Annotated in this window: 19 protein-coding genes; 8 read left to right on the top strand and 11 right to left on the bottom strand. The window is 71.9% G+C overall.

The features are described from left to right. Positions 1 to 32: 32 nt before the first annotated feature. From ACFY9V_RS15490 to ACFY9V_RS15470, 5 genes are all read right to left on the bottom strand, one after another. Positions 33 to 1,391, bottom strand: coding sequence for an NlpC/P60 family protein (locus ACFY9V_RS15490; protein WP_391161584.1), 1,359 nt, complete (start codon positions 1,389 to 1,391; stop codon positions 33 to 35). A 268-nt stretch (positions 1,392 to 1,659) separates the two neighbouring features. Beyond that, the gene (locus ACFY9V_RS15485; RefSeq protein WP_355344415.1) at positions 1,660 to 3,336 is read right to left on the bottom strand and encodes a carbohydrate binding domain-containing protein; all 1,677 of its coding nucleotides are present in this window, start codon (positions 3,334 to 3,336) and stop codon (positions 1,660 to 1,662) included. 200 nt (positions 3,337 to 3,536) lie between these two features. Then, positions 3,537 to 3,800 carry a hypothetical protein gene (locus ACFY9V_RS15480; RefSeq protein ID WP_355344412.1) on the bottom strand — a complete coding sequence of 88 codons (264 nt, stop codon included), beginning with the start codon at positions 3,798 to 3,800 and terminating at the stop codon, positions 3,537 to 3,539. A gap of 46 nt (positions 3,801 to 3,846) precedes the next feature. Next, entirely contained in the window at positions 3,847 to 4,581 is a 735-nt protein-coding gene (locus ACFY9V_RS15475) for a TetR/AcrR family transcriptional regulator (protein ID WP_355344409.1), read from the bottom strand. An 89-nt stretch (positions 4,582 to 4,670) separates the two neighbouring features. Next, positions 4,671 to 5,564: a diiron oxygenase gene (locus ACFY9V_RS15470; RefSeq protein ID WP_391161583.1), complete on the bottom strand. Its 894-nt coding sequence runs from the start codon at positions 5,562 to 5,564 to the stop codon at positions 4,671 to 4,673. A gap of 105 nt (positions 5,565 to 5,669) precedes the next feature. Between ACFY9V_RS15470 and ACFY9V_RS15465 the strand changes: the two genes are divergently transcribed. The 3 genes from ACFY9V_RS15465 (at position 5,670) to ACFY9V_RS15455 (ending at position 9,052) form a co-directional block, all read left to right on the top strand. Next, positions 5,670 to 6,779 carry a ferritin-like domain-containing protein gene (locus ACFY9V_RS15465; RefSeq protein WP_355344403.1) on the top strand — a complete coding sequence of 370 codons (1,110 nt, stop codon included), beginning with the start codon at positions 5,670 to 5,672 and terminating at the stop codon, positions 6,777 to 6,779. A 30-nt stretch (positions 6,780 to 6,809) separates the two neighbouring features. Continuing rightward, entirely contained in the window at positions 6,810 to 7,994 is a 1,185-nt protein-coding gene (locus tag ACFY9V_RS15460; protein ID WP_391161582.1) for a CapA family protein, read from the top strand. 176 nt (positions 7,995 to 8,170) lie between these two features. Further along, positions 8,171 to 9,052, top strand: a complete 882-nt coding sequence (locus ACFY9V_RS15455; RefSeq protein WP_391161581.1) for a polysaccharide deacetylase family protein — start codon at positions 8,171 to 8,173, stop codon at positions 9,050 to 9,052. A gap of 34 nt (positions 9,053 to 9,086) precedes the next feature. On the opposite strand, the gene ACFY9V_RS15450 is transcribed toward ACFY9V_RS15455, so the two are convergent. Together ACFY9V_RS15450 and ACFY9V_RS15445 are read right to left on the bottom strand one after the other, a co-directional pair. Beyond that, positions 9,087 to 10,547 carry a penicillin-binding transpeptidase domain-containing protein gene (locus ACFY9V_RS15450; RefSeq protein WP_391161580.1) on the bottom strand — a complete coding sequence of 487 codons (1,461 nt, stop codon included), beginning with the start codon at positions 10,545 to 10,547 and terminating at the stop codon, positions 9,087 to 9,089. Next, entirely contained in the window at positions 10,544 to 11,938 is a 1,395-nt protein-coding gene (locus ACFY9V_RS15445) for an FtsW/RodA/SpoVE family cell cycle protein (RefSeq protein WP_355344391.1), read from the bottom strand. The genes ACFY9V_RS15450 and ACFY9V_RS15445 overlap by 4 nt, the downstream gene beginning before the upstream one ends. A 107-nt stretch (positions 11,939 to 12,045) precedes the next feature. Between ACFY9V_RS15445 and ACFY9V_RS15440 the strand changes: the two genes are divergently transcribed. From ACFY9V_RS15440 to ACFY9V_RS15430, 3 genes are all read left to right on the top strand, one after another. Continuing rightward, positions 12,046 to 12,699 (top strand): pentapeptide repeat-containing protein, encoded by a 654-nt coding sequence (locus ACFY9V_RS15440; RefSeq protein ID WP_391044447.1) that lies wholly within the window; start codon positions 12,046 to 12,048, stop codon positions 12,697 to 12,699. 12 nt (positions 12,700 to 12,711) lie between these two features. Next, a complete protein-coding gene (locus ACFY9V_RS15435; protein ID WP_355344385.1) occupies positions 12,712 to 13,212 on the top strand; it encodes a glutathione peroxidase in 501 nt (166 codons plus the stop codon). A 126-nt stretch (positions 13,213 to 13,338) separates the two neighbouring features. Then, positions 13,339 to 13,785: a hypothetical protein gene (locus tag ACFY9V_RS15430; protein WP_188281773.1), complete on the top strand. Its 447-nt coding sequence runs from the start codon at positions 13,339 to 13,341 to the stop codon at positions 13,783 to 13,785. Between the two features lie 153 nt (positions 13,786 to 13,938). Here the strand turns inward: ACFY9V_RS15430 and ACFY9V_RS15425 are convergent, their stop codons facing one another. Together ACFY9V_RS15425 and ACFY9V_RS15420 are read right to left on the bottom strand one after the other, a co-directional pair. Further along, on the bottom strand, positions 13,939 to 14,373 hold the full coding sequence (locus ACFY9V_RS15425; RefSeq protein ID WP_355344381.1) for a hypothetical protein: 435 nt from the start codon (positions 14,371 to 14,373) through the stop codon (positions 13,939 to 13,941). A gap of 134 nt (positions 14,374 to 14,507) precedes the next feature. Continuing rightward, positions 14,508 to 15,515, bottom strand: a complete 1,008-nt coding sequence (locus ACFY9V_RS15420; protein WP_188281775.1) for a LuxR C-terminal-related transcriptional regulator — start codon at positions 15,513 to 15,515, stop codon at positions 14,508 to 14,510. Between the two features lie 451 nt (positions 15,516 to 15,966). Here ACFY9V_RS15420 and ACFY9V_RS15415 point away from each other — a divergent pair, with 451 nt between their 5' ends. Continuing rightward, entirely contained in the window at positions 15,967 to 17,277 is a 1,311-nt protein-coding gene (locus ACFY9V_RS15415) for a Gfo/Idh/MocA family oxidoreductase (RefSeq protein WP_391161578.1), read from the top strand. A gap of 191 nt (positions 17,278 to 17,468) precedes the next feature. Further along, positions 17,469 to 17,708: a hypothetical protein gene (locus tag ACFY9V_RS15410; protein WP_355344375.1), complete on the top strand. Its 240-nt coding sequence runs from the start codon at positions 17,469 to 17,471 to the stop codon at positions 17,706 to 17,708. A gap of 204 nt (positions 17,709 to 17,912) precedes the next feature. Here the strand turns inward: ACFY9V_RS15410 and ACFY9V_RS15405 are convergent, their stop codons facing one another. Continuing rightward, positions 17,913 to 20,783, bottom strand: coding sequence for an AAA family ATPase (locus ACFY9V_RS15405; RefSeq protein WP_391161577.1), 2,871 nt, complete (start codon positions 20,781 to 20,783; stop codon positions 17,913 to 17,915). 255 nt (positions 20,784 to 21,038) lie between these two features. Beyond that, a complete protein-coding gene (locus ACFY9V_RS15400; RefSeq protein ID WP_391161576.1) occupies positions 21,039 to 22,904 on the bottom strand; it encodes a M1 family aminopeptidase in 1,866 nt (621 codons plus the stop codon). Positions 22,905 to 23,369: the final 465 nt, after the last annotated feature.

Here is a 23,369-nt window from a genome sequence, read left to right as displayed (position 1 = left end):
GGACCCGGCTCCCACGATCCGCCGGACAGGCCCTAGCTCGCGCCCCCGCTCTCGGTGGCGGAGGGCGTGGGCGTCGGGCCGCCGGACGGGGTGTCCGAGGGCGTCGGCGTCGGGGTGATCCTCGGCGGCGGCGTGCTCTCGCCCGGGGTCGGCCGGGTGACGGGACCCGTGGAGTGCGGCGGCGGCGTGGCCGGCGCGGTGCCGGTCGACCCGCCGGAGGTCCTGGGCTTGGGCGCCGGGGGCGTCACCTGCGGGCTGAACGGCGTCGGCTGCTCGGCCTGCTTGGGGATCTTCGGCAGGGTGTAGTCCCCGGCCGGGGCGCTGCCGAGGTCCGGGCGGACGGCGCCCAGTATCGGGTTGGCGGCGATCGGCGAGACCTTCACCACCGAGCCGGGGCGCGGCGCCTGGACCACCAGGCCGTCGCCGATGTAGATCGCCACATGGGTGGCGCCGGAGAAGTAGATCACCAGGTCGCCGGGGCGCAGCAGTTCGAGCGGCACGTGCGGGAGCCGCGCCCACTGCTCCTGGCTGGTGCGCGGGATGGTCACCCCGGCGTGCGACCACGCCTGCGAGGTCAGCCCCGAGCAGTCGAAGGAGTCCGGACCCTGCGCGCCCCACACATACGGCTTGCCGAGCTGCATGAAGGCGTAGCTGATGGCCCGCTTCCCCGCGTCGGACGGCAGGCGCCTGTCGGCGTCGGAACCCAGCGCCTTGGAGTCGAGGAACTCCTGCTGCGCCTTGTTGACGCCCTTTTCCTCCAGCGACTGCAATTCGCTGATCTGCACGCCGGTGAGCCCGGCCAGTATCGACTCGACCTCCTGGAGGCGCTTTTCCACCGTGTTCTTCTGCGCCTGCTGGACGGCCAGCGCGGACTGCGCCTTGTCCAGCGCCTGCTGCGCCTGGGTGTTCAGCTCGTTCAGCCGCTGCTCGCCGCTGGTCAGCTCGGCCAGCACGTCCTGCTGGTGGTCGGCGGCCCGGTCCAGGACGTGCCGCTGCCCGAAGAAGTCCTGCGGGGTCTGGCCGGTCAGCATCGACAGGTACGGCGACACGCTGCCGTCCTTGTACATCTGGCGGGCCATCAGACCCACCTCGTCGCGCTTGTCCGCGACCGAGACCCGCTGGTCGGCGAGTTGTGCGTCGACCTGGTCGGCCTGGGCGCGCTGCCGGTCGGCGGTCTCCTTGGCCTTGTTGAACGACTCGGTCGCCGTCTCCGTCTGCGCGTAGAGGGTCTGGAGCCTGGTCAGCAGATCGGGCAGCGAGACCTCCGCCGCGGGCGGTGGGTCGTAGGGTCGCGCCGCCGCCTGCTGGGCCGGCAGGGCGAGTGCCGCGGCGGCGAGCAGAGTGCCGCAGACCGCGGCCGAACGCAGCCACCTCCTGGTACCTCGGGCCACTGACTACCCCTCATCTCCCGTAACCGGTCGGTAACACGCTACGCGATCCGCATCCTGCCACGAATTGTCATATGTTCGACAGAGGGAATAGGCGATTCCGCGCAACCCGGTCACTCTCACAGGTGATCTTCGCCGTGCGATCACCTTCCGGACATAAAAAGCGTACGGCCCGGTCACCGCCCTCGGCGGCCGGGCCGTACGCGTTTCAGGAGCCGTCACCGGCTCGGTCGAAGGCCGCCGACGGATCGGCGGGGGATCTGCGGGCGGTTCAGCCGAAGTAGCTGGTGAAGTTCTTCTGGAACTCCCAGTTGCTGAACTTGTCCCAGTTCACCGACCACGTCATCAGGCCGCGCAGCGCGGGCCAGGTGCCGTGGGTGGTGTAGCCGCCGCAGTTGGTCTTCTTGGTCAGGCAGTCGAGCGCCTGGTCGACGGCGGCCGGGGCGGTGTAGCCGTTGCCCGCGTTGACCGAGGCGGGCAGGCCGATCGCGACCTGCGAGGGGGCGAGCGCCGGGAACATGTTGGCGGTGTTGCCCGCCACCGGGAAGCCGGTGAGGAGCATGTCGGTCATCGCGATGTGGAAGTCCGCGCCGCCCATGGAGTGGTACTGGTTGTCCAGGCCCATGATCGAGCCGGAGTTGTAGTCCTGGACGTGCAGCAGCGTCAGGTCGTTGCGCATCGCGTAGATCACCGGCAGGTACGCGCCGCAGCGCGGGTCCTGGCCGCCCCACGGGCCCGAGCCGTAGTACTGGTAGCCCATCTGGACGAAGAACGTCTCGGGCGCCATCGTCAGCACGAAGCCGCTGCCGTACTTGGCCTTGAGGGTCTTCAGCGCCGAGATCAGGTTGACGATCACCGGGGTGGTCGGGTTCTTGAAGTCGGTGTCACCGGTGTTCAGGGACAGCGAGTGGCCCTCGAAGTCGATGTCGATGCCGTTCAGGCCCCAGGTGTCGATGATGCCGCTCACCGAGGAGACGAAGGCGTCGCGGGCGGCCGTCGTGGTGAGCTGCACCTCGCCGTTCGCGCCGCCGATGGACAGCAGCACCTTCTTGCCCTTGGCCTGCTTGGCCTTGATCGCGGCCTTGAAGTCCGCGTCGGACTCCACTCCCGGGCACTCGCTGGCCGAGCAGCGGGTGAAGTGGATGCTGCCCGAGGTCGGCGAGCTGGTCTCGCCGAACGCCAGGTCGATGATGTTCCAACTGTCCGGCACGTCCGCCAGCTTGGTGTAGCCGGAGCCGTTGGCGAACGTCTCGTGCAGATAGCCGACCAGCGCGTGGGTGGGCAGTCCGCCGGAGGGCGGGGGCGAGGTCGGGGGAGTGGTCGGCGGCGTCGTGGGAGGCGTCGTCGGCGGGGTGGTGGGGGGAGTGGTCGGGGGCGTCGTCGGCGGGGTCGTGGGCGGCGTGGTCGGGGGCGTCGTCGGCGGCGTGGTCGTGCCGCTGCCGGGGCCCTGGAGCGAGACGTCGTCGGCGAGGTACGCGGGCTGGCCGTACCAGCCGTGCACGTAGACCGCCGCGCTGGTCTGGCTCGCGCCGGTGGTGAAGGACACGCTCAGCGCCGCGTAGCCGCTGCCCGTGCCGGGCGTCCACGTACTGGTGCCGCCGTCCACGCCGAGGTAGACGTACGCGCCCTTGACCTGGGCGGTCAGGGTGTACGTGGTGTTCGGCGCGACGGACACGTTCTGCTTGCACTGCGCGGTGCCGCTCGCGCTCGGGGTGCCCTGGAGGGCGTAAGTGCCGCTGTGCGCCTGGCCGCTGACGACGGCGGCGGTGCCCGCGTCGCAGCTCCAGCCGGACAGGCCGCCGGTCTCGAAGCCGCCGTTGGTCAGGAACTCGCCCGCGCTGGCGGACGGGGCGAGCGCCACGAGCCCGCCGAGCGCGACGGCGCCCGCGAGGGTGGCGGAGGCGGCGATGAAGGTTCTGCGTCTGTTGCGCGGTGCGGTGGAGAGCATGGGGGGATGCTCCTTCGGTGAGGACGGCGCATGTCACCGCGCAGCAAACAGGTCCAGACCAATGCGTGTCAATGGTCCGGACCAATACCCGGCCCTTTGACCTGTGGAACCGTCCGGTTCGGCCGCCTTTGCGCCGCACGCCGCGCGGCCCGGTCCGACGCGATGTCCCGCGTGGCCGCGCGGGCCCGTCCGGCGGGGCGTCAGGCGCCTTTGCGCCAGGGCCACTTGGGGCCGTCCGGGCGGTTGCCCTCCGGGTCGTACACGAAGACCCAGCGGGTACGGCGGGAGCCGCGCGGGCCGGGGCTGGGCTCGCGGTGGTAGACGTGCACCACCGGCGGACCGCCCTCGGGCGTGGGTACGGGCACGGTGTAGACGCGCGGCGGCTGCCCGGTCATCCCGGCGAGCACGCCGAGCACCCGCCCGTCCAGCGGGCCCCCGACGAATTCCGTGTCCTCGTGTCTCACCCGCTCAGGATGGCACGGCGGGCGGCGCGGGGTTCCCCGGTCGGGGTCAGGAGGGGTCGGGGAGCAGATGTGCGACCGCGTCCGCGATCGGCGCGAGCCGCCGCGCCAGCCCGCCGGCCGGGCTGCTCGGGGTCTCCAGCGCCAGCGCGCGGGCGGCGGCCTCCGCGGCCTCCGGGTCGGTCGTCGCGGTCACCAGCAGCAGCCCGATGAAGTGGTCCACCAGCCACGCCCGCAGCTCCGCGACCGGCGGCTGCTTGCCCTCGTCCAGCCAGATCAGCGATATCGCCTCCACACAGGCGATCCACGACCTGACCATCATCGCCAGCCGCGGCCCCGGCGCCGTCACCCCGAGGTGGTGCAGCACCTGCTCCGCGGCCCGGCGCCGTACGTCGTCCACGATCGCGTCCGTACGGCTGGTCTCGGCGACGCTGCCGCCGCGCAGCAGCGCCCCGTACGCCGCGTCGTGCTCGTCCACATACGCCAGGTAGCGGTCCAGCGCGTCCGCGAGCCGTTCGGTCGGCGGCCCCTGCGAGGGGACGCCGAAGCGGCCGATCAGCTCCTGCGCCGCGTCGTGCACCGCGGCCTCGTACAACTGCTGCTTGCCGCCGGGGAAGTAGCGGTAGACCAGCGGCCGGGAGACCCCGGCCGCCGCCGCGACGTCGTCGACCGACACGTCCTCCGGCCGCCGGTGGCCGAACAGGTCGACGGCGGCGGCCAGCAACTGCGTACGGCGCTGCTCGACGCTCATCCGGCGGTATGCGGGCGCCGCGCTGCTGGTCATGTCCAGCAGACTATCCGCCCGCACACGTGAACGGGTCGGCCCGGGCGCGGGGCTTCGCACGGGTGTCCGGTTCCGCGGGCGCGGCCGGGTCAGCCGAGCAGTCCGGAAGAGCGCCACAGCTTGCGGCTCGGGCCCTTGATCAGCCCGATCTCGTCCAGGAAGTCCATCAGCCGCTTCGCCGACTGCCGCATCACCTCGCGGCGGTGCGGGCTGGTGCGGGCCGCCTCGGCCGCCTGGACGGGGTCGAGGCCCACCGACGCGTAGACCTGCGGGCTGATCAGCGAACGGGCGATGGTCCTGGCGGCCTGCGCGGAGGTCAGCCGGGTGAATTCGACCTCCCAGCGCGGCGCCGTCACCATCTGGCGGCGCAGCTCCTCGCGGGCGTAGCGGATGTGCCGGGCCTCCTCGACCACGTGAATCCGGGTCACACCCTGGACGAAGGGCTGCACGCGGTCGTCGGGGAAGGTCAGCCGCTGCATCCAGTCCAGGATCTCCTCGGCCAGCAGCGTGCCGGTGAAGGCGCCGGGCGTGGTGGACACCGTCTTGATCAGCCGGCCGAGATTGTGGTCGAGCCTGCTGGGGCGGTAGGTGGGCGTGCCCATCTTCGTCACGGCCCGCGCGAACATCTTCGAGTGCCGGCACTCGTCGGCGATCTCCGTCAGCGCGTACCGCACATGGTTGCTGGTCGGGTCCAGGTCGTAGGTGTGCCGCAGCAGGAGCTGCATGAGGATCGTCTCGAACCAGACGCCGATCGAGCACAGCGACGCCGCCTCGTGGCGGCTCAGTTCGACGCGCTGCTCCTGCGACATCCGCTTCCACAGCGGGGTGTCGTACAGCGACACCAGCTCCGGCGGCCAGAACCACTTGCCTTCCTCGAAGGGCGCGTCCCAGTCCAGCTCGGTGTCCGGGTCGAACGAGTGCTTGGCGGACGCGGCCAGCAGCCGCTCCGCGGTCTTCTCGCGGTCGATCAGGCTGGTGTCCATCGTGAAGTGGCCTCCGGCGCATGAGGGTTACCTGCGGTACGACTCTTATGAGACTCTGTGTCAACAAGCCCGTCAAGACCCCGCGCACGTGGAATGGAGCCGCCGATGTCGACGGAAGCCCTGTACACGCAACCGCCCACCGAGTGGATCTGGCAGGTCCCGGCCCAGGGCGCCGCCCGCTTCTCCTGGGAGTACGGCGACGGCCGCGAACGCCTGCTCGCCCTCTACCAGAAGGGCAAGGACAAGCAGTGGGACGCGGCCAAGCGCATCGCCTGGGACCTGGAGGTCGACCCGTACGACCCGCTCGGCACCCCCGACGAGGCCATGTCCATCTACGGCAGCCGCTACTGGGACGCGATGAACGCCCGCGACCGCGGGCTGCTGCGGCAGCACTACACCTCCTGGCAGTTCAGCCAGTTCCTCCACGGCGAGCAGGGCGCGATGATCTGCGCCGCCCGGATCGTGGAGTCCGTCCCCGACCTCGACGCGAAGTTCTACTCCGCCACCCAGACCATGGACGAGGCCCGGCACGCCGAGATCTACGGCCGCTTCCTCCAGGACAAGGTCGGGATGGTCTACCCGATCAACGACAACCTCCAGGCGCTGCTCGGCGACACCCTGCGCGACGCGCGCTGGGACATGCCCTACCTCGGCATGCAGGTGCTCATCGAGGGCCTGGCGCTCGCCGCCTTCGGCATGATCCGCGACACCACCACCAAGCCGCTGCCCAAGCAGATCCTGGCCTACGTCATGCAGGACGAGGCCCGGCACGTCGCCTTCGGACGGATGGCGCTGCGCGACTACTACAAGCAGCTCACCGACGCCGAACTGCGCGAGCGCGAGGACTTCGTCATCGAGGGCTGCTACCTGATGCGCGACCGGCTGCGCGGCCTCGAAGTCCTGGAGAACTTCGGCATCCCCACCGCCGAGGCCGCCGAGATGACCGAACGCTCCGAATTCCTGCACCTGTTCCGCAAGCTGCTCTTCAGCCGCATCGTGCCGTGCGTGAAGGACATCGGCCTGTGGGGACCCCGGCTCCAGAAGGCGTACCTCGACATGGGCGTCTTCGACCTCGGTGACTCCAACCTCGACCAGCTCATGGACGAGGACGAGGAGATCGCGGAGAAACTCGACGCGGAACGCTTCGCCGCCGAGGAGCAGGCCCGCGTGGCCGAGGTCACCGACGCCATCGCGCAGGGGGCGGCCCCGCACTGACCTACGGCGAGCGGATCGTACGCTTGTCCGATGAACGAGGGAGCCGGACCGGAATCGCGGCGCGAGACCCGCCGGGCCAGAGCACGCCGCCGACGCAGAAACACCGTCGTCGGCGGTACGGCGCTGCTGCTCGTCGCCGCCGGTTCCCTGTACGTGGCCTACGGCCGCGGCGGCTCCACCGAGGCCGGACCCGCACCGGACTCGCGCACCGCCACGACCGGCGGCGCCGCGCCCTCCTCGACGCCGACGGCGGCCGCCGCCGCGCGTCCGGCCGAGCCCGTCGGCACCGTGACCCTCGCCTTCGCCGGGGACGTGCACTTCACCGAGCGGACGGCGAACCGGCTCGGCATCGACCCGGCGCTCGGGCCGATGTCGACGGCGCTGGCCGCCGCCGACTTCTCGATGGTCAACCTGGAGTCCGCGATCACCACGCGCGGCACCCCGCAGCCGAAGAAGTACCACTTCAGGACCGGCCCCGACGCGCTCGCCGCGCTCCAGCGGTCCGGCGTCGACGCCGTCACCATGGCCAACAACCACGCCGTGGACTACGGCGCCCAGGGCCTGGCCGACAGCCTCGCGGCCAAGCGCGTGGCGCCGGTCCCCGTGGTCGGCATCGGCGCCGACGCGGCGGAGGCGTACCGCCCGTACACCGAGACGGTCAACGGCGTACGCCTCGCGGTCGTCGCCGCCAGCCAGGTCTACGACATCACCAACGAGAACTTCCGGGCCACCGCCACCGCCCCCGGCATCGCCTCCGCGCTCGACCGCCCCCGGCTGCTGAAGGCGGTCAGGGACGCCAAGGCGCACGCCGACGTCGTGGTGGTCTATCTGCACTGGGGCACCGAGGGCCAGAGCTGCCCGGGGCCGGAGCAGAAGTCGATCGCGGCCGACCTGTCGGCGGCCGGGGCCACCGCGGTGGTCGGCACCCACGCCCATGTGATGCTCGGCTCCGGCATGCTGGGCCCGACCTATGTGGCCTACGGGTTCGGCAACTTCCTCTGGTACGGCTCCTCGCCGTACCCGCACTCCGACGAGACCGGCGTCACCACACTGACCGTCCGCCGCGGCAAGGTCACCCGCGCCGTCTTCGCGCCCGCCCTCGTCGACGGCGCGGGCGTACCGCAGCCGCGGACCGGCGCGGCGGGGCAGCGGATCACCGACCGGTACGAGCAGTTGCGCCGGTGCGCCGGGCTGACGTCGCCACCAGGGAGTTAGCCGGACGTCCGGGTTCTGTAACGGCAGTGTCGCCGACGTGCCCATGGCGGAACCGACGCGGAGGCAGCAGCATCTATTCGGTCGCGGAGCCGGGGGGACGGCCGGCCGTGCGGACAGCGCGTGGAACACGGCGCGGACCGGGTCGATGGAATCAACGAGGCGGGCGGGTACAGACGATGACCGGAGGGCGATTCTCGGTGGGGCGACTGAGGACGATGCCGCAGGCGGCGGCCATCACGATGGCGGTCCTGGTGGTGGTGATCGCGTCGGTGGCCACCGCGGTCCTGGCACACGGGCACGGCAAGGCGTCGGCGAACAACGGCACCGGCGTCATCGGCGGGGTGAACGGCGGCGGCAAGGGCGGCGGCAACGGGAGCGACGGCGGCGGTACGGGCGCGGGTTCGACCGGCCCGTCCGGCACGCCCACCAGCCACATACCCACCGTGGCCGCGGTGCCCGACACGATCGTGCACGCGCCGGAAGCCGCGGGCAAGGCCGTCAACATCACCATCGACGACGGCCCCGACCCGGTCTGGACGCCCAAGGTGCTCGACGTCCTCAAGCAGCACGGCGTCCACGCCACCTTCTGCATGATCGGCCCGCAGGCCAAGGCCCACCCCGATCTCGTACGCGCCGTCGTCGCCGCGGGACACCGGCTGTGCGACCACACCGTGACCCACGACGAGTCGATGGACCACAAGCCCTTCGCGTACCAGCAGAAGGAGATCATGGACGCCTACGCCATGATCGAGGAAGCCTCGGGCGGCGCGCCCGTGCAGTACTACCGCGCCCCCGGCGGCGCCTTCACCCCGGCCAGCCGCGCGCTCGCCGCCCAGCACGGCATGCGCCCGCTCGGCTGGAACGTCGACACCAAGGACTACACCAAGCCCGGCGTCGGCACGATCGTGCAGACCATCAAGTACGAGCTGAGCAACGGCCCGACGATCCTCTTCCACGACGGCGGCGGCGACCGCGAGCAGACCGTGGACGCGCTGGAGCAGATCCTGCCCTGGCTCAAGGGGCAGGGCTACGCCTTCAGCTTCCCCAAGGTGAAGTGACCGCCGTCGCACGGCACTTGTCCCCGACGGCACGTCAGCGCGCGTTCAGCACCGCCTGCATGACCGCCCGCGCGACGGGCGCCGCGTTCCCGCCGCCGGAGATGTCCGCCCGCACCGCCTCCGCGTCCTCGACGACCACCGCCACCGCCACCGACGCCTGCGTACCGCCCGGCGGCTTCGCGTAGGAGATGAACCAGGCGTACGGCGTCCCGGTGTTGTCCACACCGTGCTGCGCGGTGCCGGTCTTGCCGCCGACGACGACACCGGGGATCGCCGCGTTGGTGCCGGTGCCGTCGGTGACCACCGCCTCCATCAGCTGCTGGAGCTGCCGCGCGGTGCCCTCGCTCATCGCCCGGTGCAGCGTCCGCGGCCCGTCGGCGGAGACCGTCGCCCCGCTGTGGTTGGTCACCGAGTCCACCAGGTACGGCGCCATCAGCACCCCGCCGTTGCCGACCGCCGCCGCCACCATCGCCATCTGCAACGGCGTCGCGGTCGTGTCGAACTGCCCGATCGAGGAGAGCGCCACCTGGTCGGGGCTCATCCGCGTGTCGAAGTTGCTCTTCGCGACGGACGGCGGAATCCGCAGCCGCGTGTCGTTGAAGCCGAACGCCTGTGCCTGCGCCCGCATCCCGGCCAGCCCCACGTCGGCGCCCAGCTTGGCGAAGACGGTGTTGCACGACACCCGGAAGGCGTCGTACATGCTGGCGTCGGCGCAGCCGCCGCCCTCGTTGGTGAGCGTGGCCGTCGAACCCGGCAGCCGGTACGGATCGGGGGAGCGCGTCGGCGCCAGCAGATCGGTGACCTTGCCGCTCTGGAGCGCGGCGGCGGCTGTGACGACCTTGAACGTCGAACCCGGCGGATACGTCTGCCGGATCGCCCGGTCCAGCATCGGCTGACTTGTGTCCGTGTTCATCCGCGTCCACGCGTCGTTCACCGCCGCGCCGGTGCCCGACAGCGCCGCCGGGTCGTAGGACGGCGACGACACCAGCGCCAGAATCCGCCCGGTCGCCGGATCCACCGCGGCCACCGCGCCCCTGCGGCCCGCGAGGCCGCTGTACGCCGCCCGCTGCGCCGCCGCGTCGATCGTGGTGTGCACATCGCCGCCGCGCTGCCGCGCCCGGGTGATCTCGTTCCACAGCGGCACCGACGCCAACTGCGAGGCCGTGCCCGACAGCACGCCGTCCTCGGTGCCCTCCAGCAGCGTCGTGCCGTACGTCTGCGAGGCGAAGCCGGTCACCGGCGCGTACAGCGGCCCGTCGGCGTACGTCCGCTGGTACCTCAACTGGCCGCCCGCGTCGCGTGATCCGGTCACCGGGGAGCCGCCGACGAGGATGTCGCCGCGCGGCTGGTGGTAACGGGTGATCGCGATCCGCCGGTTGGCCGGGTTGCCGTCGTACGCGGACGCCTTGACGACCTGCACCCGCGCCGCGTTGAGCAGCAGCGCGACCAGCAGCAGGAAGCAGAAGGCGGCGGCGTGCCGCACACAGCGGATCACCGGGTCCGCTCCAGCGGCGCGAGCTGGTCCGGCGGCCCCTCGGGCAGATCGGGCGCCGGGCGGCGGGCGCTGTCGCTGAGCCGGATCAGCAGCGCCACGATGATCCAGTTGGTCACGACGGACGAGCCGCCCTGCGCGAGGAACGGCATCGCCATGCCCGTCATCGGGATCAGGTCCATCACCCCGCCGGTGATCACGAAGACCTGGAGCGCCAGGATCGAGGCCAGACCGACCGCGAGCAGCCGCCCGAAGGGGTCGCGCAGCGCGAGCCCGGCCCGGAAGCCGCGCGCCACCAGCAGCGCGTACAGCAGGAGCAGCGCGGTCAGTCCGAACAGGCCCAGCTCCTCGCCCGCGGTGGCCAGGATGAAGTCCGACTTCGCGGCGAAGCCGATCAGCGCGGAGTGGCCCTGGCCGAGCCCGGTGCCGAGCACCCCGCCGTTGGCGAAGGCGAACAGCGACTGCGAGATCTGGTTGGGGCCGATGCCCGCGTCGATGGTCGCGAAGGGGTGCAGCCAGTCCTGCACCCTGCTGTGCACGTGCGGCTCCAGCGCGCCGACCGCGCACGCGCCCACCCCGGCGAGCAGCAGCCCCACGGCGATCCAGCCGGTCCGCCCGGTCGCCACGTACAGCATGATCACGAACAGGCCGAAGAAGAGCAGCGAGGTGCCCAGGTCGCGCTCGACCACCAGGACGCCGACGCTGAGCAGCCAGATCGCCACCACCGGGCCCAGCACGCGGCCGGTGGGCAGTTGCAGCCGCCACACCCGGCGGCCCGCGTACGCCAGCGCCGCGCGGTTGGCCGACAGGTAGGCGGCGAAGAAGACCGCGAGCAGCACCTTGGCGAACTCGCCCGGCTGGAAGGAGAATCCGGCGACCCTGATCCAGATCTTCGCGCCGTTGATCGCGGGGAAGAAGATCGGCAGCACCATGAGCAGCAGCGCGGCGGTCACGCTGATGTACGCGTAGCGGGCCGGTGTCCTGTGGTCGCGCAGCGCCAGCACCACCGCGATGAACAGCGCCACCCCGAGCGTGGACCAGATCAGCTGGGTGGGCGCCGCCCGGCCGCCGAGCACCGGCTCCAGGTCGAGGCGGTAGATCAGCACCAGGCCGAAGCCGTTGAGCAGCACGGCGATCGGCAACAGCAGCGGATCGGCGTAGGGGGCGCGGGCCCGGACCGCGAGGTGGGCCAGGAGCGCGAGCACGCCCAGGCCCGCGCCGTAGGCCGCGGCGTCGGGCGGCACCGCGCCGTTCCTGGCCAGGCCGACCTCGGCGTAGCCGTACACCGAGATCAGTACCGCGGCGACGATCAGCGACAGCTCCACACCGCGGCGGCGGGGCATCCGCAGGGCGGCCGGGGGAGCGTCCGCCGCCGCGGCGCTGGTTGCGCTCATGGGCTGCAACCTAGCAAGGGGTGGGGTGTATGTCCCTTAAGTCGGCTTCCCGGTGGGCCGCCGATGCCTCACGGGGCGCTGTCGGAGGTGCCGCGTACGCTGGCCGAGTGACACCCCCGGACGAACTCGCCGACCTTCCGTACGCCGATCTGCTGCGTCCTCACACCGGCCCGCTGGCCGTCGAAGGGGACTACGACACGGTCCACTTCGACCGCCTCGCCTTCGAGGACGAGGCGGCCAACGGCTCCCGCTTCCTGGAGTGCGCGGTCACCGACTGCACCTTCACGGACACCACCCTGCGCCGGTCCCGGATCAACGACCTGTGGGCCACCGGCAGCCGCTTCACGGGCGTCTCGCTCGCCGAGAGCGACTGGCTGGACTCCTCGCTCACCGCCTGCTCGCTGGCCGGCGTGGAGGCGTTCGGAGCCGTGCTGCGCCGGGTCACCTTCCGGCGCTGCAAACTGGACTCCGTGAATCTGCGCGCCACCGCCCTGCACGACGTGGCCTTCGAGGACTGCGTCCTGCGCGACGTCGACTTCGGCGAGGCCAAGCTGAACGGGGTGACCTTCCCCGGCAGCAGCATCGAGCGCGCCCGGCTCGGCCGCGCGACGCTGAAGAAGGCCGACCTGCGCGGCGCGGTCACCATCGACCTCGCCGACGGATACGAGTCGCTGCGCGGCGCCGTCATCAGCTCCTCGCAGCTTCTCGACCTCGCCCCCGCGCTCGCCCAGACCCTGGGCATCACGGTCACGGACCGATAGGAGAATTCACTCATGAGCAACCCCGTAAGCCTCTACGACATCCCCCTGAACACCATCGACGGCGACCCCACCACCCTCGGCGCCCACGCGGGCAAGGCCGTCCTGGTGGTCAACGTCGCCTCCAAGTGCGGCCTGACCCCGCAGTACGAGGGCCTGGAGAGGTTGCAGAAGCGCTACGCCGACCGCGGCTTCACCGTCCTCGGCGTGCCGTGCAACCAGTTCGGCGGACAGGAGCCCGGCACCGCCGAGGAGATCCAGACCTTCTGCTCCACGACCTACGGCGTCAGCTTCCCGCTGCTGGAGAAGGCGGATGTCAATGGCGCGAACCGGCATCCGCTCTACGCCAGGCTGACCGATGTGCCCGACGCGGCCGGAGAAGCCGGTGACATCACCTGGAACTTCGAGAAGTTCCTGGTCAGCGCCTCGGGAGAAATCGTCGGGCGTTTTCGGCCGCGGACCGAGCCCGAGGCTGCGGAGGTCGTTGGGGCGATTGAGGCACAGCTTCCGTCGTGACCTTGCCACGTGCTTAGATGCGCGATTGCGCCATGGCAGAATCCGGCCGGTCCGTGGACATTGTCCGGATCACCCTGTTCCTGGTTCGCTCTTCTTACCGCCCCAAGCGAGGAAGGGACAGCGGCAGTGCAGGAGATTGATTTCCGTAGCGGACACCTTTGTGTCGAGACGGACCCTGCCCTGTGCGTTCCTTGCCAGGAGCGGTTGGATCGGCAACTCGCCTTGCTTCCCCGGGTATACGGCGAGTTGGAGGTGGCACTCGTACCGGCGCCGAACTCCGGCGACCGACTGACCGGCACTGCCCGGCCCGGCATCCCCCTGAACGGGCCGGCTGTCGAGGCGCGCGCCGCCATACGAGGCACACTCGCCTCCTGGGCCGATCTGATTGTCGAGGGCCGCACCGTCCGTCTCCCCCTACGGACGGTGCCGGCCCTCGCGGCCTTCCTGCGCCGCCACCTCGGCTGGCTCGCCGTACATCCGGCAGCCGAGGACGCGGCCACGGACATCGATGAACTGGTGCGGCGGTCCCTGCGGATCGCCCGCCCCTGTCAGGAAGTGACATCGGCTCCCTGAGCCCCCAGGATTCCCCCCACAATGCAGGAAACGCTGTACGGCCCGTGAATATCGCTCACGGGCCGTACAGCGCTGTGCGGGTCTTGGCGGGTCTTGCGGCGCCGGGGTCCGGCGGGGAAACCAGGACCTGGTGGCGCGGAGAGCTCGGGGAAATTAAACCGACAGTGATGACACGGTCACATCGGTCGGGGCGATATTCGGGAACCAGTTCCCGGCGGGGACGGCGTTCGGGAACCAGTTGTCGGGGGAGACGGCCACGGCGCTGGGGAACCAGTTCACGGGTACGGCACCCGGGAACCAGTTGTCGGGGGATACGGCGCTCGCGGTGGGGAACCAGTTCGCCGGTACGGCGTTCGGGAACCAGTTGTCCGGGCCGGTGTCCGCGCTGGCGCCGGGGAACCAGTTCGCGGGCTGAGCACCGGGGAACCAGTTGTCCGGGGCCACCGACGTGTCCGCGGGTGCACTGGGCGCCGGAGTGGAATCCGAACCGGCGTCGGCGAAGGCGACGGTTGTTCCGATAGCCGACGACAGAGCGAGCACCAGGGCGGCGACGGCGGAAATCTTGGTCGTGTGCCGGATGCGCGACATCGTGATCCTTCGTTGGGAGGGCAGGCGCTCAAGGGGGTGATAGGTACGCGTAGCCCTGCCGATGATGTCAAAATCGGACAGGGCCAGGCCAGATTCCGGTTGTGCGTAAGTGCGCAATGGCGCGAATGCGCAGGTCAAATTAGCCCATGGGCCGCAGCGAGGACTCCCGCCTGGAACCGGCTGTCCGCCTGGAGATATCGCATGATCTCTGATACCAGGCGACTCACAGTGCGCAGGGACACCCCTAGTTTGCGCGCGATCCGCTCATCTGTCAGCCCGTTGGCCAGAAGTCGCATCGTCGTGCGGTGCTGTTCGGTCAGCTCGCCCCCCGAGTCGAAGCTCCCCGCCGACTTCGCCGAGTACGGCACCGCGCGCAGCCAGCAGTCCTCGTAGAGCGCCACGTACGACCGGACCAGGGCCGCGCCGCGGACGATGACCGCGGGGCCCGAAGGGTTGTCGGGATTGGCCGAGACAAGCGCGCTGTGCGAATCCGCTATCAGGAGGTCGAAGGGGACCTGGGTCGCCAGCCTGACCTCGACTCCGACCGCCGAGAGTTCCGTCAGGTATTTACGTTGACGTGGCGCGGAATTAATGCTCTGCCCGTATACGGCGCGGACTTTCACGCCCCGCTCGATAAGCGCGCTGTCCGCGGCGATGGAATGCACGAGAACTTCGGCGGGCGGCAGCGGTCCCGGATGCATCGAACCGGTGGATTCCGTGATGCGCGCATTGAAATCGCCGATGGACTGCCGCTTACGGTTTTCCCCGATGAGGAGTTCCACCTCGATCTCCGCCGCGTCGCGCAACACCGCGGGGCGGTAGCGCTCCATCAGCGACTCGGCCGCCCGCACGATCGAGGACAACTCGTCGCGCTGGGCCTGGAGCGCCTCGCGCTGCCGGGCCAGCAGGCCGATCAGGGCGGTGTCGGGCTCCACCGAATCGACCTCCTCCGGCACCCGACCGGCGCGTATGAGCCCCAGCTCCCGCAGCTCCGACCAACCGGCCCTGGCCTCGGCGTCGGTCAGCCCGATGCCCGCGGCCGCCTTCTCCGGGGCTATGGATCCGTTGGTGCGCAGCGTCTGGTACAGAGCGAGACCGATGTCCTCGGCATCCGCCCCGCCACTGCGAACAACTCCCGCCACGGCTAGCCCCCTCTCGTCACCGCGGACCGGTCCCGTGGGTCGGCCCGCGGCGTGCCGACAGCACCCGAAGCGACTCTAGCAACGGTTCTGTCCTAAGCCGGCGGACGAGTGTTCGCCGCCGGTTCCATGAGTGCTTCCAGGAGTGAGGGGTATTACCGGCGCGGCCCGGCGACCGGAAGCCCGCAAGTGCGACTTTTCCGGTTGCACATCGCCTATTCGTCGCCCGCGTCGAATGGGTGCGGAGGCGCAGGGCGCCAACGTGGGAAACATCCTCTTGGGCACACGTCGGCATGTCAATACCTGTTTTTGACACTGGCCACCGCATCGTCGCACCTCCACGCATACATGGTCGGGCACCATCGGTCGCCACGCCAGTGACCCTCACCCCGGCGGGCGCGCGCCGCCCGCCGTGTGATGCGCTGGGAGAGAGACGGAAAAGGGGTGCGGACCGATGGGACAACCGGTTCCCGTGGCGTTGATCGGTGCGGGCAAGGTGGCGCACGCGGCGCATCTGCGCGAGATGCGGGACCTCCCGGAGCTGCTGCGCCCGGTCGCCGTCATCGACCCCGATCCGGCGCACACCGCGGCCGTACGGGCCTGGTTTCCCGGTACGCGGGCGGGTGCCGGGTCCTGTGCGGCGGACGGGGCCGGTGGGGTGACACCGGCCGGAACCGGGAGCCCGGTCGGTGGCGTGCGCCCGGCGGACGGTGTCGCCGTCTGCCGGACGCTGGACGAGGCGGTACGGGCCGGGGCGCGGGCCGCGCTGGTCTGCACGCCGTGGTGGACGCACCGGGACGTGGTCCTGGGCTGTCTGGAACGGGGCCTGCCGGTGCTCTGCGAGAAACCGGTCAGCCTCGACCTCGCGGAGATCGACGAGCTGGCGGCGGCGGAGCGGCGCTCGGGGGTGCCGGTGGCGGCGGGTTACATGAAGCGGCACGACCCGGTCGTGGCCCGCTTCCTCGACCACTGCCGGGAGCACCTGCCCGCCGTCCGCCGGATCACCGCCGACATCCACGACCCCAACGCGCCGCACCAGGTCGAGCACCTGCTGCCGTATCCGCCGCCGCCCTTCGGCCCGCAGCCGCCGCCGGCCGAGGCGGCGCTGGTCCGCGCGCTCGGCCCCGGAGTGACGGAGGCGGTGGCGGAAGCGACGGAGGCGACGGAGGCGACGGCGGTGGCGGCGCGGCGGCGTGAGGCGTACGCCCGCGGCCTCGGCGGCTCGCTGATCCACCAGGTCAATCTGGTGCACGCGATCCTGGCGGGCGGGGACCTGCGGCTGCACGGGCGGCTGCTCGACGCCACCGGCTGGGCGGGTACGAGCGCGGTGAGCGCGCGCTGGCGCCCGGCCGACGGCCTGCTGGTCGACCTCACCCATGTACGGCTGCCCGGGCACCGCCGCTACCGGGAGACGCTGGAGTGCGTGGCGGAGGACTCGGTGGCCACGCTCACCCTGCCCTCGCCGTACGCCCGCGACGAGGCGGCCACTTTGCACGTCGACACCTGGGACGCCGGGCCGGGCCTCGGGACGCGGCGCACGTACACCGCGGAGCCGGGGCGTACGGGTTTCCGTCGGCAGCTGGTGGCGTGGGCGGGGAGCCTGCGCGGGGACGGGAGCGGCGGGGGTGTCGGCGGGGCCGGGGTCGGGGTCGGTGCCGGGATCGGGGTCGGCGGGGGCGTCGGGGGTGGTGCCGCGCTGCCCGGTCTGCGCGAGGTCAGGCAGGACACGCTGGCCGTCCGCGAGGCGGCGCTGCGCCTCACCTGACCCACGAGGGCCATCCGTCGGCTGCTGTCACACATTGGCCTAGACCTATTGCTGCGGCCTGTAGTCAACGGCTAACGTTCGATCACGGCGCGCGGCCCGAACAGCTCTGATCTGGACGTCTGATCCGCACACGCAAGCCCCCTTCCCTCCCCCCGCAGGCGCTTCCGCCTGCCCGGAAAGGAGTTGTGCACATGACCAAGCGACTGATGGCCCGCACCGGAACACTGGTGGCCACCGCCCTGCTCGGCCTCGGCGTCTTCGCCGGCGCGGCCCAGGCTTCCCCGCCGCCCGGCAGCGGCTTCATGTTCATGGGCTACTTCCCGACCTACGCGTCGTGTGTCGCCCAGGCACAGGCCAACGCGCCCATCCACGGCCCGGTCTACATCTGTGAGTTGGGCACCAACAACTTCTACCTGCTCTGGATGCACTGACCTCGCGTCAGGCACAGGGCGAGGCGGGCCGGTCGTTCACGGGGGCGGCCGACTCGCTCGTACGAAGGGGTGTTCCGCCGACCGGGCGGGGCGCCCCTCGGCGTTCTCCCCCAAGTCCGCGGTTCCGTAAGGCCGTACGTCGGTACGTCGGTACCTCCGCACGTGGCGCGAGGCCGTGTCCGCGTCACGTACGCACGCTCGCCGTCAGACCTCGTGGCGGTCGGCGGCCGGGTGGTCGAGGGCGACCCTGGCCAGATCGACGCGGGAGCGGACGCTGAGCTTGCGGTAGGCGCGGGTGAGGGCGGCCTCGACGGTCTTGACGCTGATCACCAGGGTCGCGGCGATCTCCCGGTTGCTCGCGCCGCGCGCCGCCAGCGCGGCGACCCGGCGCTCGGCGTCGCTGAGCGCGGTGAGCGGCGCGGCTCGGTCGTGCGCACGGCCCGGCGGGTCGACGCGGTCGAACCCGTCGTACCCGCCGAGCCGGTCGAGCCGGTCATCGCGGTCGACGCGGTCGGCCTCGGCGTCGGTCAGCGCCAACCACGGGTGCGCGCGGGCCGCGCGGAAGACCCGCGCCGCCGCGTCGAGCGCGGCCCGCGCCGCCCGCGGATCGCCGCGCCTGGCGTGCAGCCGTCCCAGCGCCAGCCGCGCCCTGCCCTCCTCCAGCGGATACGGCAGCGCGGTCAACGTCGTGACGGCCGCCCCGAGTTGGGCCACCGCCGCGTCCGAGTCGCCGCGCGCCTCGGTGACCAGCGCGGCGGCCCTGTCGAGCACGGCGAGCAGCCCGCGGCGGCCGAGCCGGGCGGCCTGCGCGCGGGTCGCGGCGACCAGGTCGGCGGCCTCGTCGGTGGCGCCCGACCTGACCAGTGCTTCGGCGAGGTCCGCTTGCCAGCGGCGCATCGCCGGATCGCCCTGCCCCTGTCCCGTCTCCAGCAGCCTGGCCCGCTGGAGCGCGTGCACGGCCGCGGCCGTCTCGCCGCGCAGCAGCCGCACATGGCCCTCCGCGTGCAGCGCCCTGGGCAGGAAGAGTTGGTCGTCGTCGTCCTCGCTGTGCCGTCTGGCCCGGTCGGCGGCGGCCAGCGCCCGTTCCGTACCGCCGCCCGCCGCCTCCGCGAGCGCGACCGCGTACCAGGCGGGGCCCTGGCTCAGCCCGCCCTGTTCCGCGATCCGCAGGCTCTGGTGGGCCAGGTCGAGGGCGCGTTCGCAGCGGCCCCGCAGGATCTCCACCTGGGCGAGGCCCGACAGGCACTGGCACAGGCTCTCGGCCGAGCCGCGCCGCCGTACCGTGTAGACCAGCGCCCGCAGTTCGGTCCGCGCGTCGTCCAGCCGGTCGTGCAGCAGATGGCGGCGGTGCTTGAGGAAGACCGGGCCGTTGTGGTCGAAGAGCACGCGCGGGTCCTGCGGCCCCGCCAGCGCGGCGGCCAGGGTGTCCTCGGCCTCCGGGCGGCCGAGGTAGAACTCGACGGCCGCCTGCTGGCTGAGCGCCGACAGTTCGGTGCGGCGGTCGCCCGCGCTCCTGGCCAGTACGGCCGAACGCGCCGCGTGCGTATGGGCCTTGACCGCCGTGCCCTCCACCATCCAGGCCCGCCAGCTCATCCGGTGGTGCAACTGGGCCAGCAGCCGCGGGTCGTCCCGCGCGTCCTCGAGCGCCTGCGGGAAGACGTCCGCCACTTCGGCCATCGCCTGGCCGCACGAGTCCACGATGACCATCCACGCCCTGACCCGGTCCGCGGGCCTGCCCGGTTCGGCCGGCGGTTCGTGCAGCACCTCGTGCGCGATACGGCGGGCCAGCGGGTAGTCGCCCGCCGCGACCGCGTCCTCCGCCGCCGTCAGCAGCCGGTCGGTCTCGGCCGCCGCGTCCCCCGGCGGAGTGCGGTCGGCCGCGAGCCGCCCGAGTCTCGCCGCGGTCGCGGGGGAGCCCCGGCGGCGCGCCGCGGTCGCCGCCGCCGACAGCGCGGCGGCCACCTCCGCGTCCCAGCCGGGCGTCAACGACGCCAGGTGGTGGGCCCGTTCGACCGGATCACCGGCCGCCGCCGCGAGCGCCGTGTGCACCCGCCGCCGCTCGTCGGGCTCCGCGTCCTCGTACACCACCCGCGCCAGCAGCGGCGGTACGAAGCGCACCGCCCCGCCGTCCGGCACCGGCTCCACGACCCCCTGCCGTACCGCCTCGGCCAGTTCGGCCACCGCGTTCTCCCGCCCCGCCCGGCGCAACAGCCGTACGGTCGGCCGCTCGGCGGCGCTCGCGGCGAGCACCGTGGTCCGCGCCCCGGCCGTGAGACCTGACACCCGGCCGAGCAGCGACTCGCGCAGCGAACGGGGTACGGGGAGCGGCCCCGCCGTCTCGCCCTCGCCGAGCGCGCGGGTCAACTCCAGCGCCACGTAAGGGTTTCCGCCGCTCTCGGCGTGCACGCGGGCCGCCACCGCGCGCCCGCCGAGCAGTTCGGCCACCTCCCGCTCGGTCATCGGCGGCACGTCCAGCACCGCGGCCCCTTCGGCTCCCGTCCACGCGGCGCCGTCCGCGCGGAGGGCGACGGCGGTGGTCAGCGGCAGGCGGGCGGCGCGGCGGGTGGCGAAGGCGAGGAGGGCGGCGGTCGGTGCGTCGAGCCACTGGACGTCGTCCACGGCCAGCAGGACGGGGGAGCGGGCGCAGAGCGCGGTGAGCAGGCGGAGCAGGGCCAGGCGCAGGGTGAGCGGGTCGGGGGGAGCGGCCCCGGCCGCTGCGGGCGGGCGGCGCAGGGCGGCGCGCAGCGCGTCGCGTTCCGGCGGCGGGAGGTCGGCGAAGGCGGTGTCCCCGACGTCGGACAGCAGGTCGATGAGGCCGACGTACGGCAGGTGCCGCTCGGCGGGGGAGGGCGCGCAGCGCAGGACGCGGTGGTCGGCCGCGGCGTGTTCGTCGGCCAGCGCCGTCAGCAGGGTGCTGCGGCCGATTCCGGCGGGGCCGGTGAGCAGGACACCGGCGCCGCCGCCGAGCGCGGCCCGCGCGGCGGTCATCAGCGCGGCGCGGCTGCGGACCGCAGCCCGCCTCGTGGGGGTGGGGCGGGCGGCGGTCCTGCCTGCGGAACGCGTCGCTTCTGTCATGCCCGGGGCCCTCCCGACACGGCGTGGGCCCCGATCATCAGCTTCGATCGTGCACCTGTCAAGAAGGCGTGACGGTCGTCGGAGGCGTCGCGTGTGGGGCACCCCGTCCGGGAACCGCCGCGGCTCCCGGACGGGGGCGAGAAGTGAGGGGCCGGGTCCCGGCCGGGCCTGGACCCGGACCCGGCCCCTCGGCCTTGAGGGCCGGCGGCCCGGGGCCGGTGGCGCGGCCCCGGCCGTCGATCCGCCGGACAGGCCCTAGCCGTCGATCCGGTGCTGCGTCCAGAAGGACGTCAGGTCGACCGTGGTCGCCGCCTGGGCCGCGGCCTTGAACTCCGCGGTGGTGGAGACGCCGTACCAGTGCGACTGCGCGTAGCCGCGCAGGAGTTGGGTCATCGCGGTGTCACCGATGAGGCGCCGCAGGTCGTGCAGGGCGCACTTGCCGTAGTTGTAGACGACCGTGCCGTAGCGCGAGGAGTGCGCGTCCCAGTACGCCATCGAGTTGGTGATCTTCTCGGCGGAGGACGCCCAGGAGACGCTGTTCCAGCAGCTCGCGCCGGTCTTGCCGAGCGCCAGGTCGGTGGAGTAGTCCGCGAACGACTCGTCCAGCCACGGGCTGTTGTACTCGTCGTCGCCGACGATCCCGTACCACCACTGGTGCCCGATCTCGTGGGTCAGCGCGGTGGTGTCGACCAGGTCGAGCACGAAGCCCGGGTACTCCATCCCGCCGAACCAGAAGTTGTTGTCCAGCACCGCGTCGATCTCGCTGTACGGGTAGGCGCCGAAGCGGCCCGCGTGCGCGTCCACCGCGTTCTCCGAAACGGTCAGCATGGAGTTGGAGTTGGCGGTGCTGATGCCGCTCACCGCGTACACGTTCACCTTCACGCCGCCCGGCGACGTACCGGAGACCTTGCTGAACGGGCCCGCGGCCCAGGCGAAGTCGCGGACCTTGCTCGCCGTCGCCTTGGTGACGGTGCGGCCGGAGGCGCCGGGGGTGTCCACCGAGGTGCCGGTCGCCGGGACGGAGATGCCCGTCGGGTGGTCGAGCGTCACCGAGAAGTCGGCGGCCAGCGAGTAGAACGCCTCACCGTTGTTGGTGTACGGGTCGAGGTGCCAGCCCGCCGCGTCCCGGATCGCCAGCACCGGCAGCGCGTTGCCGATGAAGCTGAAGGAGCCGTCCTTGCCGAACCGGTCGGCCCCGCTGGGCACCACGATCTTCAGGTCGAACCCGACCGTGCCGCTCTGCCCCTGGGCCAGCGCCGCGGGCAACGTCACCTTCAGCGCGGTGCAGTTGACCGTCAGGGCGGACGCGGTGCCGCCGGTCACGTTGGTGACGGTGATCGGCGTCGTCGGGCAACTGCCGTGGTAGTTGTCCCACAGCCGCAGGTACACCTCGGTGAGCGGCGTGGCCGAGGCGTTGGTGAAGTTCACGCTCTCGTGGCCGTTCCAGGTGCCGCCGGTCGTGTCGCTGGTCAGGCTGACGGTGTACGCGGGCGCCGCGGGCGTACGGGTCGCGTCGGCCGCCGGGGGCGGTGTGGTGTCGCCCGAGGTGTTCAGCGCGATGTCGTCCAGGACGAAGCTGGTCTGGAGGCCGGAGTCCTCGGTGCCGGTGAAGGCCAGGGTGACGCTCTGCCCGACGAACGCGGACACGTCGACGGTCCGCTGCACATAGCCGGTGGCCGCGTCGAGGTTGGAGTACGTCGCCACCGTGGTGCTGCCGATCTTCGCGGTCAGCTTGTCGTAGGCGGTGGTGGTCGTGGTCTCCGCGGTGTCGATGTGCAGCCAGAAGGTCAGGCTGGCGGCCGAGCACCCGGCGGGGATCGTGACGGCCTGCGACAGGCTCTCGGTGTGCGTGGAGCCGTACCCGTTCAACCAGGCGAACTGGGTGCCCGCGTGCGCGCTCTGCCCGCCGCCGGTGGTGATCACTCCGGTGGAGCTCGTCCAGGGTGAACTGCCGGACTCGAAACCGCCGTTGGCGATCACCTGGGTGGGGGTGCAGGCGGCCGGGGCGGCGTGGGGGGCGGTCCGTGGGGGTGGTGCGGCCTGCGCGGGCGCCGCGGCGACCGCGCCGCCCGCGACGAGGACGCCCGCGGCGGCGACCAGGGACAGAAGTCTGTTTCTCATCGGATCCTCTTGTGGGGTAGGCGGATGAGCCGACGGCGGAGGGTCGGAAGGCGGGTGGCGTGGGTGGCACCCCGGGTGGGAGTCTGCACAGTGCGCTCACAGGAAGTAAGGCCCGCCGGAAATCCGTAGGGATATCCCTATGCGCGCGGCTTCGAAGCGACATCGAAGCGGGCTCGAAGCGGCTTCGGTGCCACGCGCAATCGTATGAGCGCGCGCGGCGCCGATTCGCGGGTGCCGAATGCCCGCGTGTCGAATGACCGGACATGTGCCGCCGGCACGCGCCTCCACCGGGCTGACGGAGCGTCAATGAGAAGCGGGAGCGCTCCCGCGCGAATTGCGACCGGCTTTCAACCATGTCATACAACTGCCCCTCTGGCCTGGGGAGTTGACGCATCGCCGCTGCTAAACCTGGATCGAGGTGTCACGTATGTGGCGTAGGTCACGTGATTGCCTCGCCTGAACCGG

It is taken from the genome of Streptomyces sp. NPDC008317 (assembly GCF_042955955.1).
GTDB lineage: Bacteria > Actinomycetota > Actinomycetes > Streptomycetales > Streptomycetaceae > Actinacidiphila.
Note: the sequence above shows the minus strand (reverse complement) of the source record. Positions and strands in the feature narration are given on the sequence as shown.

Bases quoted from the DNA above. Each gene is read 5' to 3' on its own strand.
- ACFY9V_RS15435 (WP_355344385.1), top strand. From the start codon at position 12,712: ATGAGCAACCCCGTAAGCCTCTACGACATCCCCCTGAACACCATCGAC.
- ACFY9V_RS15475 (WP_355344409.1), bottom strand. From the start codon at position 4,581: ATGACCAGCAGCGCGGCGCCCGCATACCGCCGGATGAGCGTCGAGCAG.
- ACFY9V_RS15455 (WP_391161581.1), top strand. From the start codon at position 8,171: ATGACCGGAGGGCGATTCTCGGTGGGGCGACTGAGGACGATGCCGCAG.
- ACFY9V_RS15405 (WP_391161577.1), bottom strand. From the start codon at position 20,783: ATGACAGAAGCGACGCGTTCCGCAGGCAGGACCGCCGCCCGCCCCACC.
- ACFY9V_RS15400 (WP_391161576.1), bottom strand. From the start codon at position 22,904: ATGAGAAACAGACTTCTGTCCCTGGTCGCCGCCGCGGGCGTCCTCGTC.
- ACFY9V_RS15415 (WP_391161578.1), top strand. From the start codon at position 15,967: ATGGGACAACCGGTTCCCGTGGCGTTGATCGGTGCGGGCAAGGTGGCG.
- ACFY9V_RS15460 (WP_391161582.1), top strand. From the start codon at position 6,810: ATGAACGAGGGAGCCGGACCGGAATCGCGGCGCGAGACCCGCCGGGCC.
- ACFY9V_RS15465 (WP_355344403.1), top strand. From the start codon at position 5,670: ATGTCGACGGAAGCCCTGTACACGCAACCGCCCACCGAGTGGATCTGG.
- ACFY9V_RS15425 (WP_355344381.1), bottom strand. From the start codon at position 14,373: ATGTCGCGCATCCGGCACACGACCAAGATTTCCGCCGTCGCCGCCCTG.
- ACFY9V_RS15410 (WP_355344375.1), top strand. From the start codon at position 17,469: ATGACCAAGCGACTGATGGCCCGCACCGGAACACTGGTGGCCACCGCC.
- ACFY9V_RS15485 (WP_355344415.1), bottom strand. From the start codon at position 3,336: ATGCTCTCCACCGCACCGCGCAACAGACGCAGAACCTTCATCGCCGCC.
- ACFY9V_RS15445 (WP_355344391.1), bottom strand. From the start codon at position 11,938: ATGAGCGCAACCAGCGCCGCGGCGGCGGACGCTCCCCCGGCCGCCCTG.
- ACFY9V_RS15470 (WP_391161583.1), bottom strand. From the start codon at position 5,564: ATGGACACCAGCCTGATCGACCGCGAGAAGACCGCGGAGCGGCTGCTG.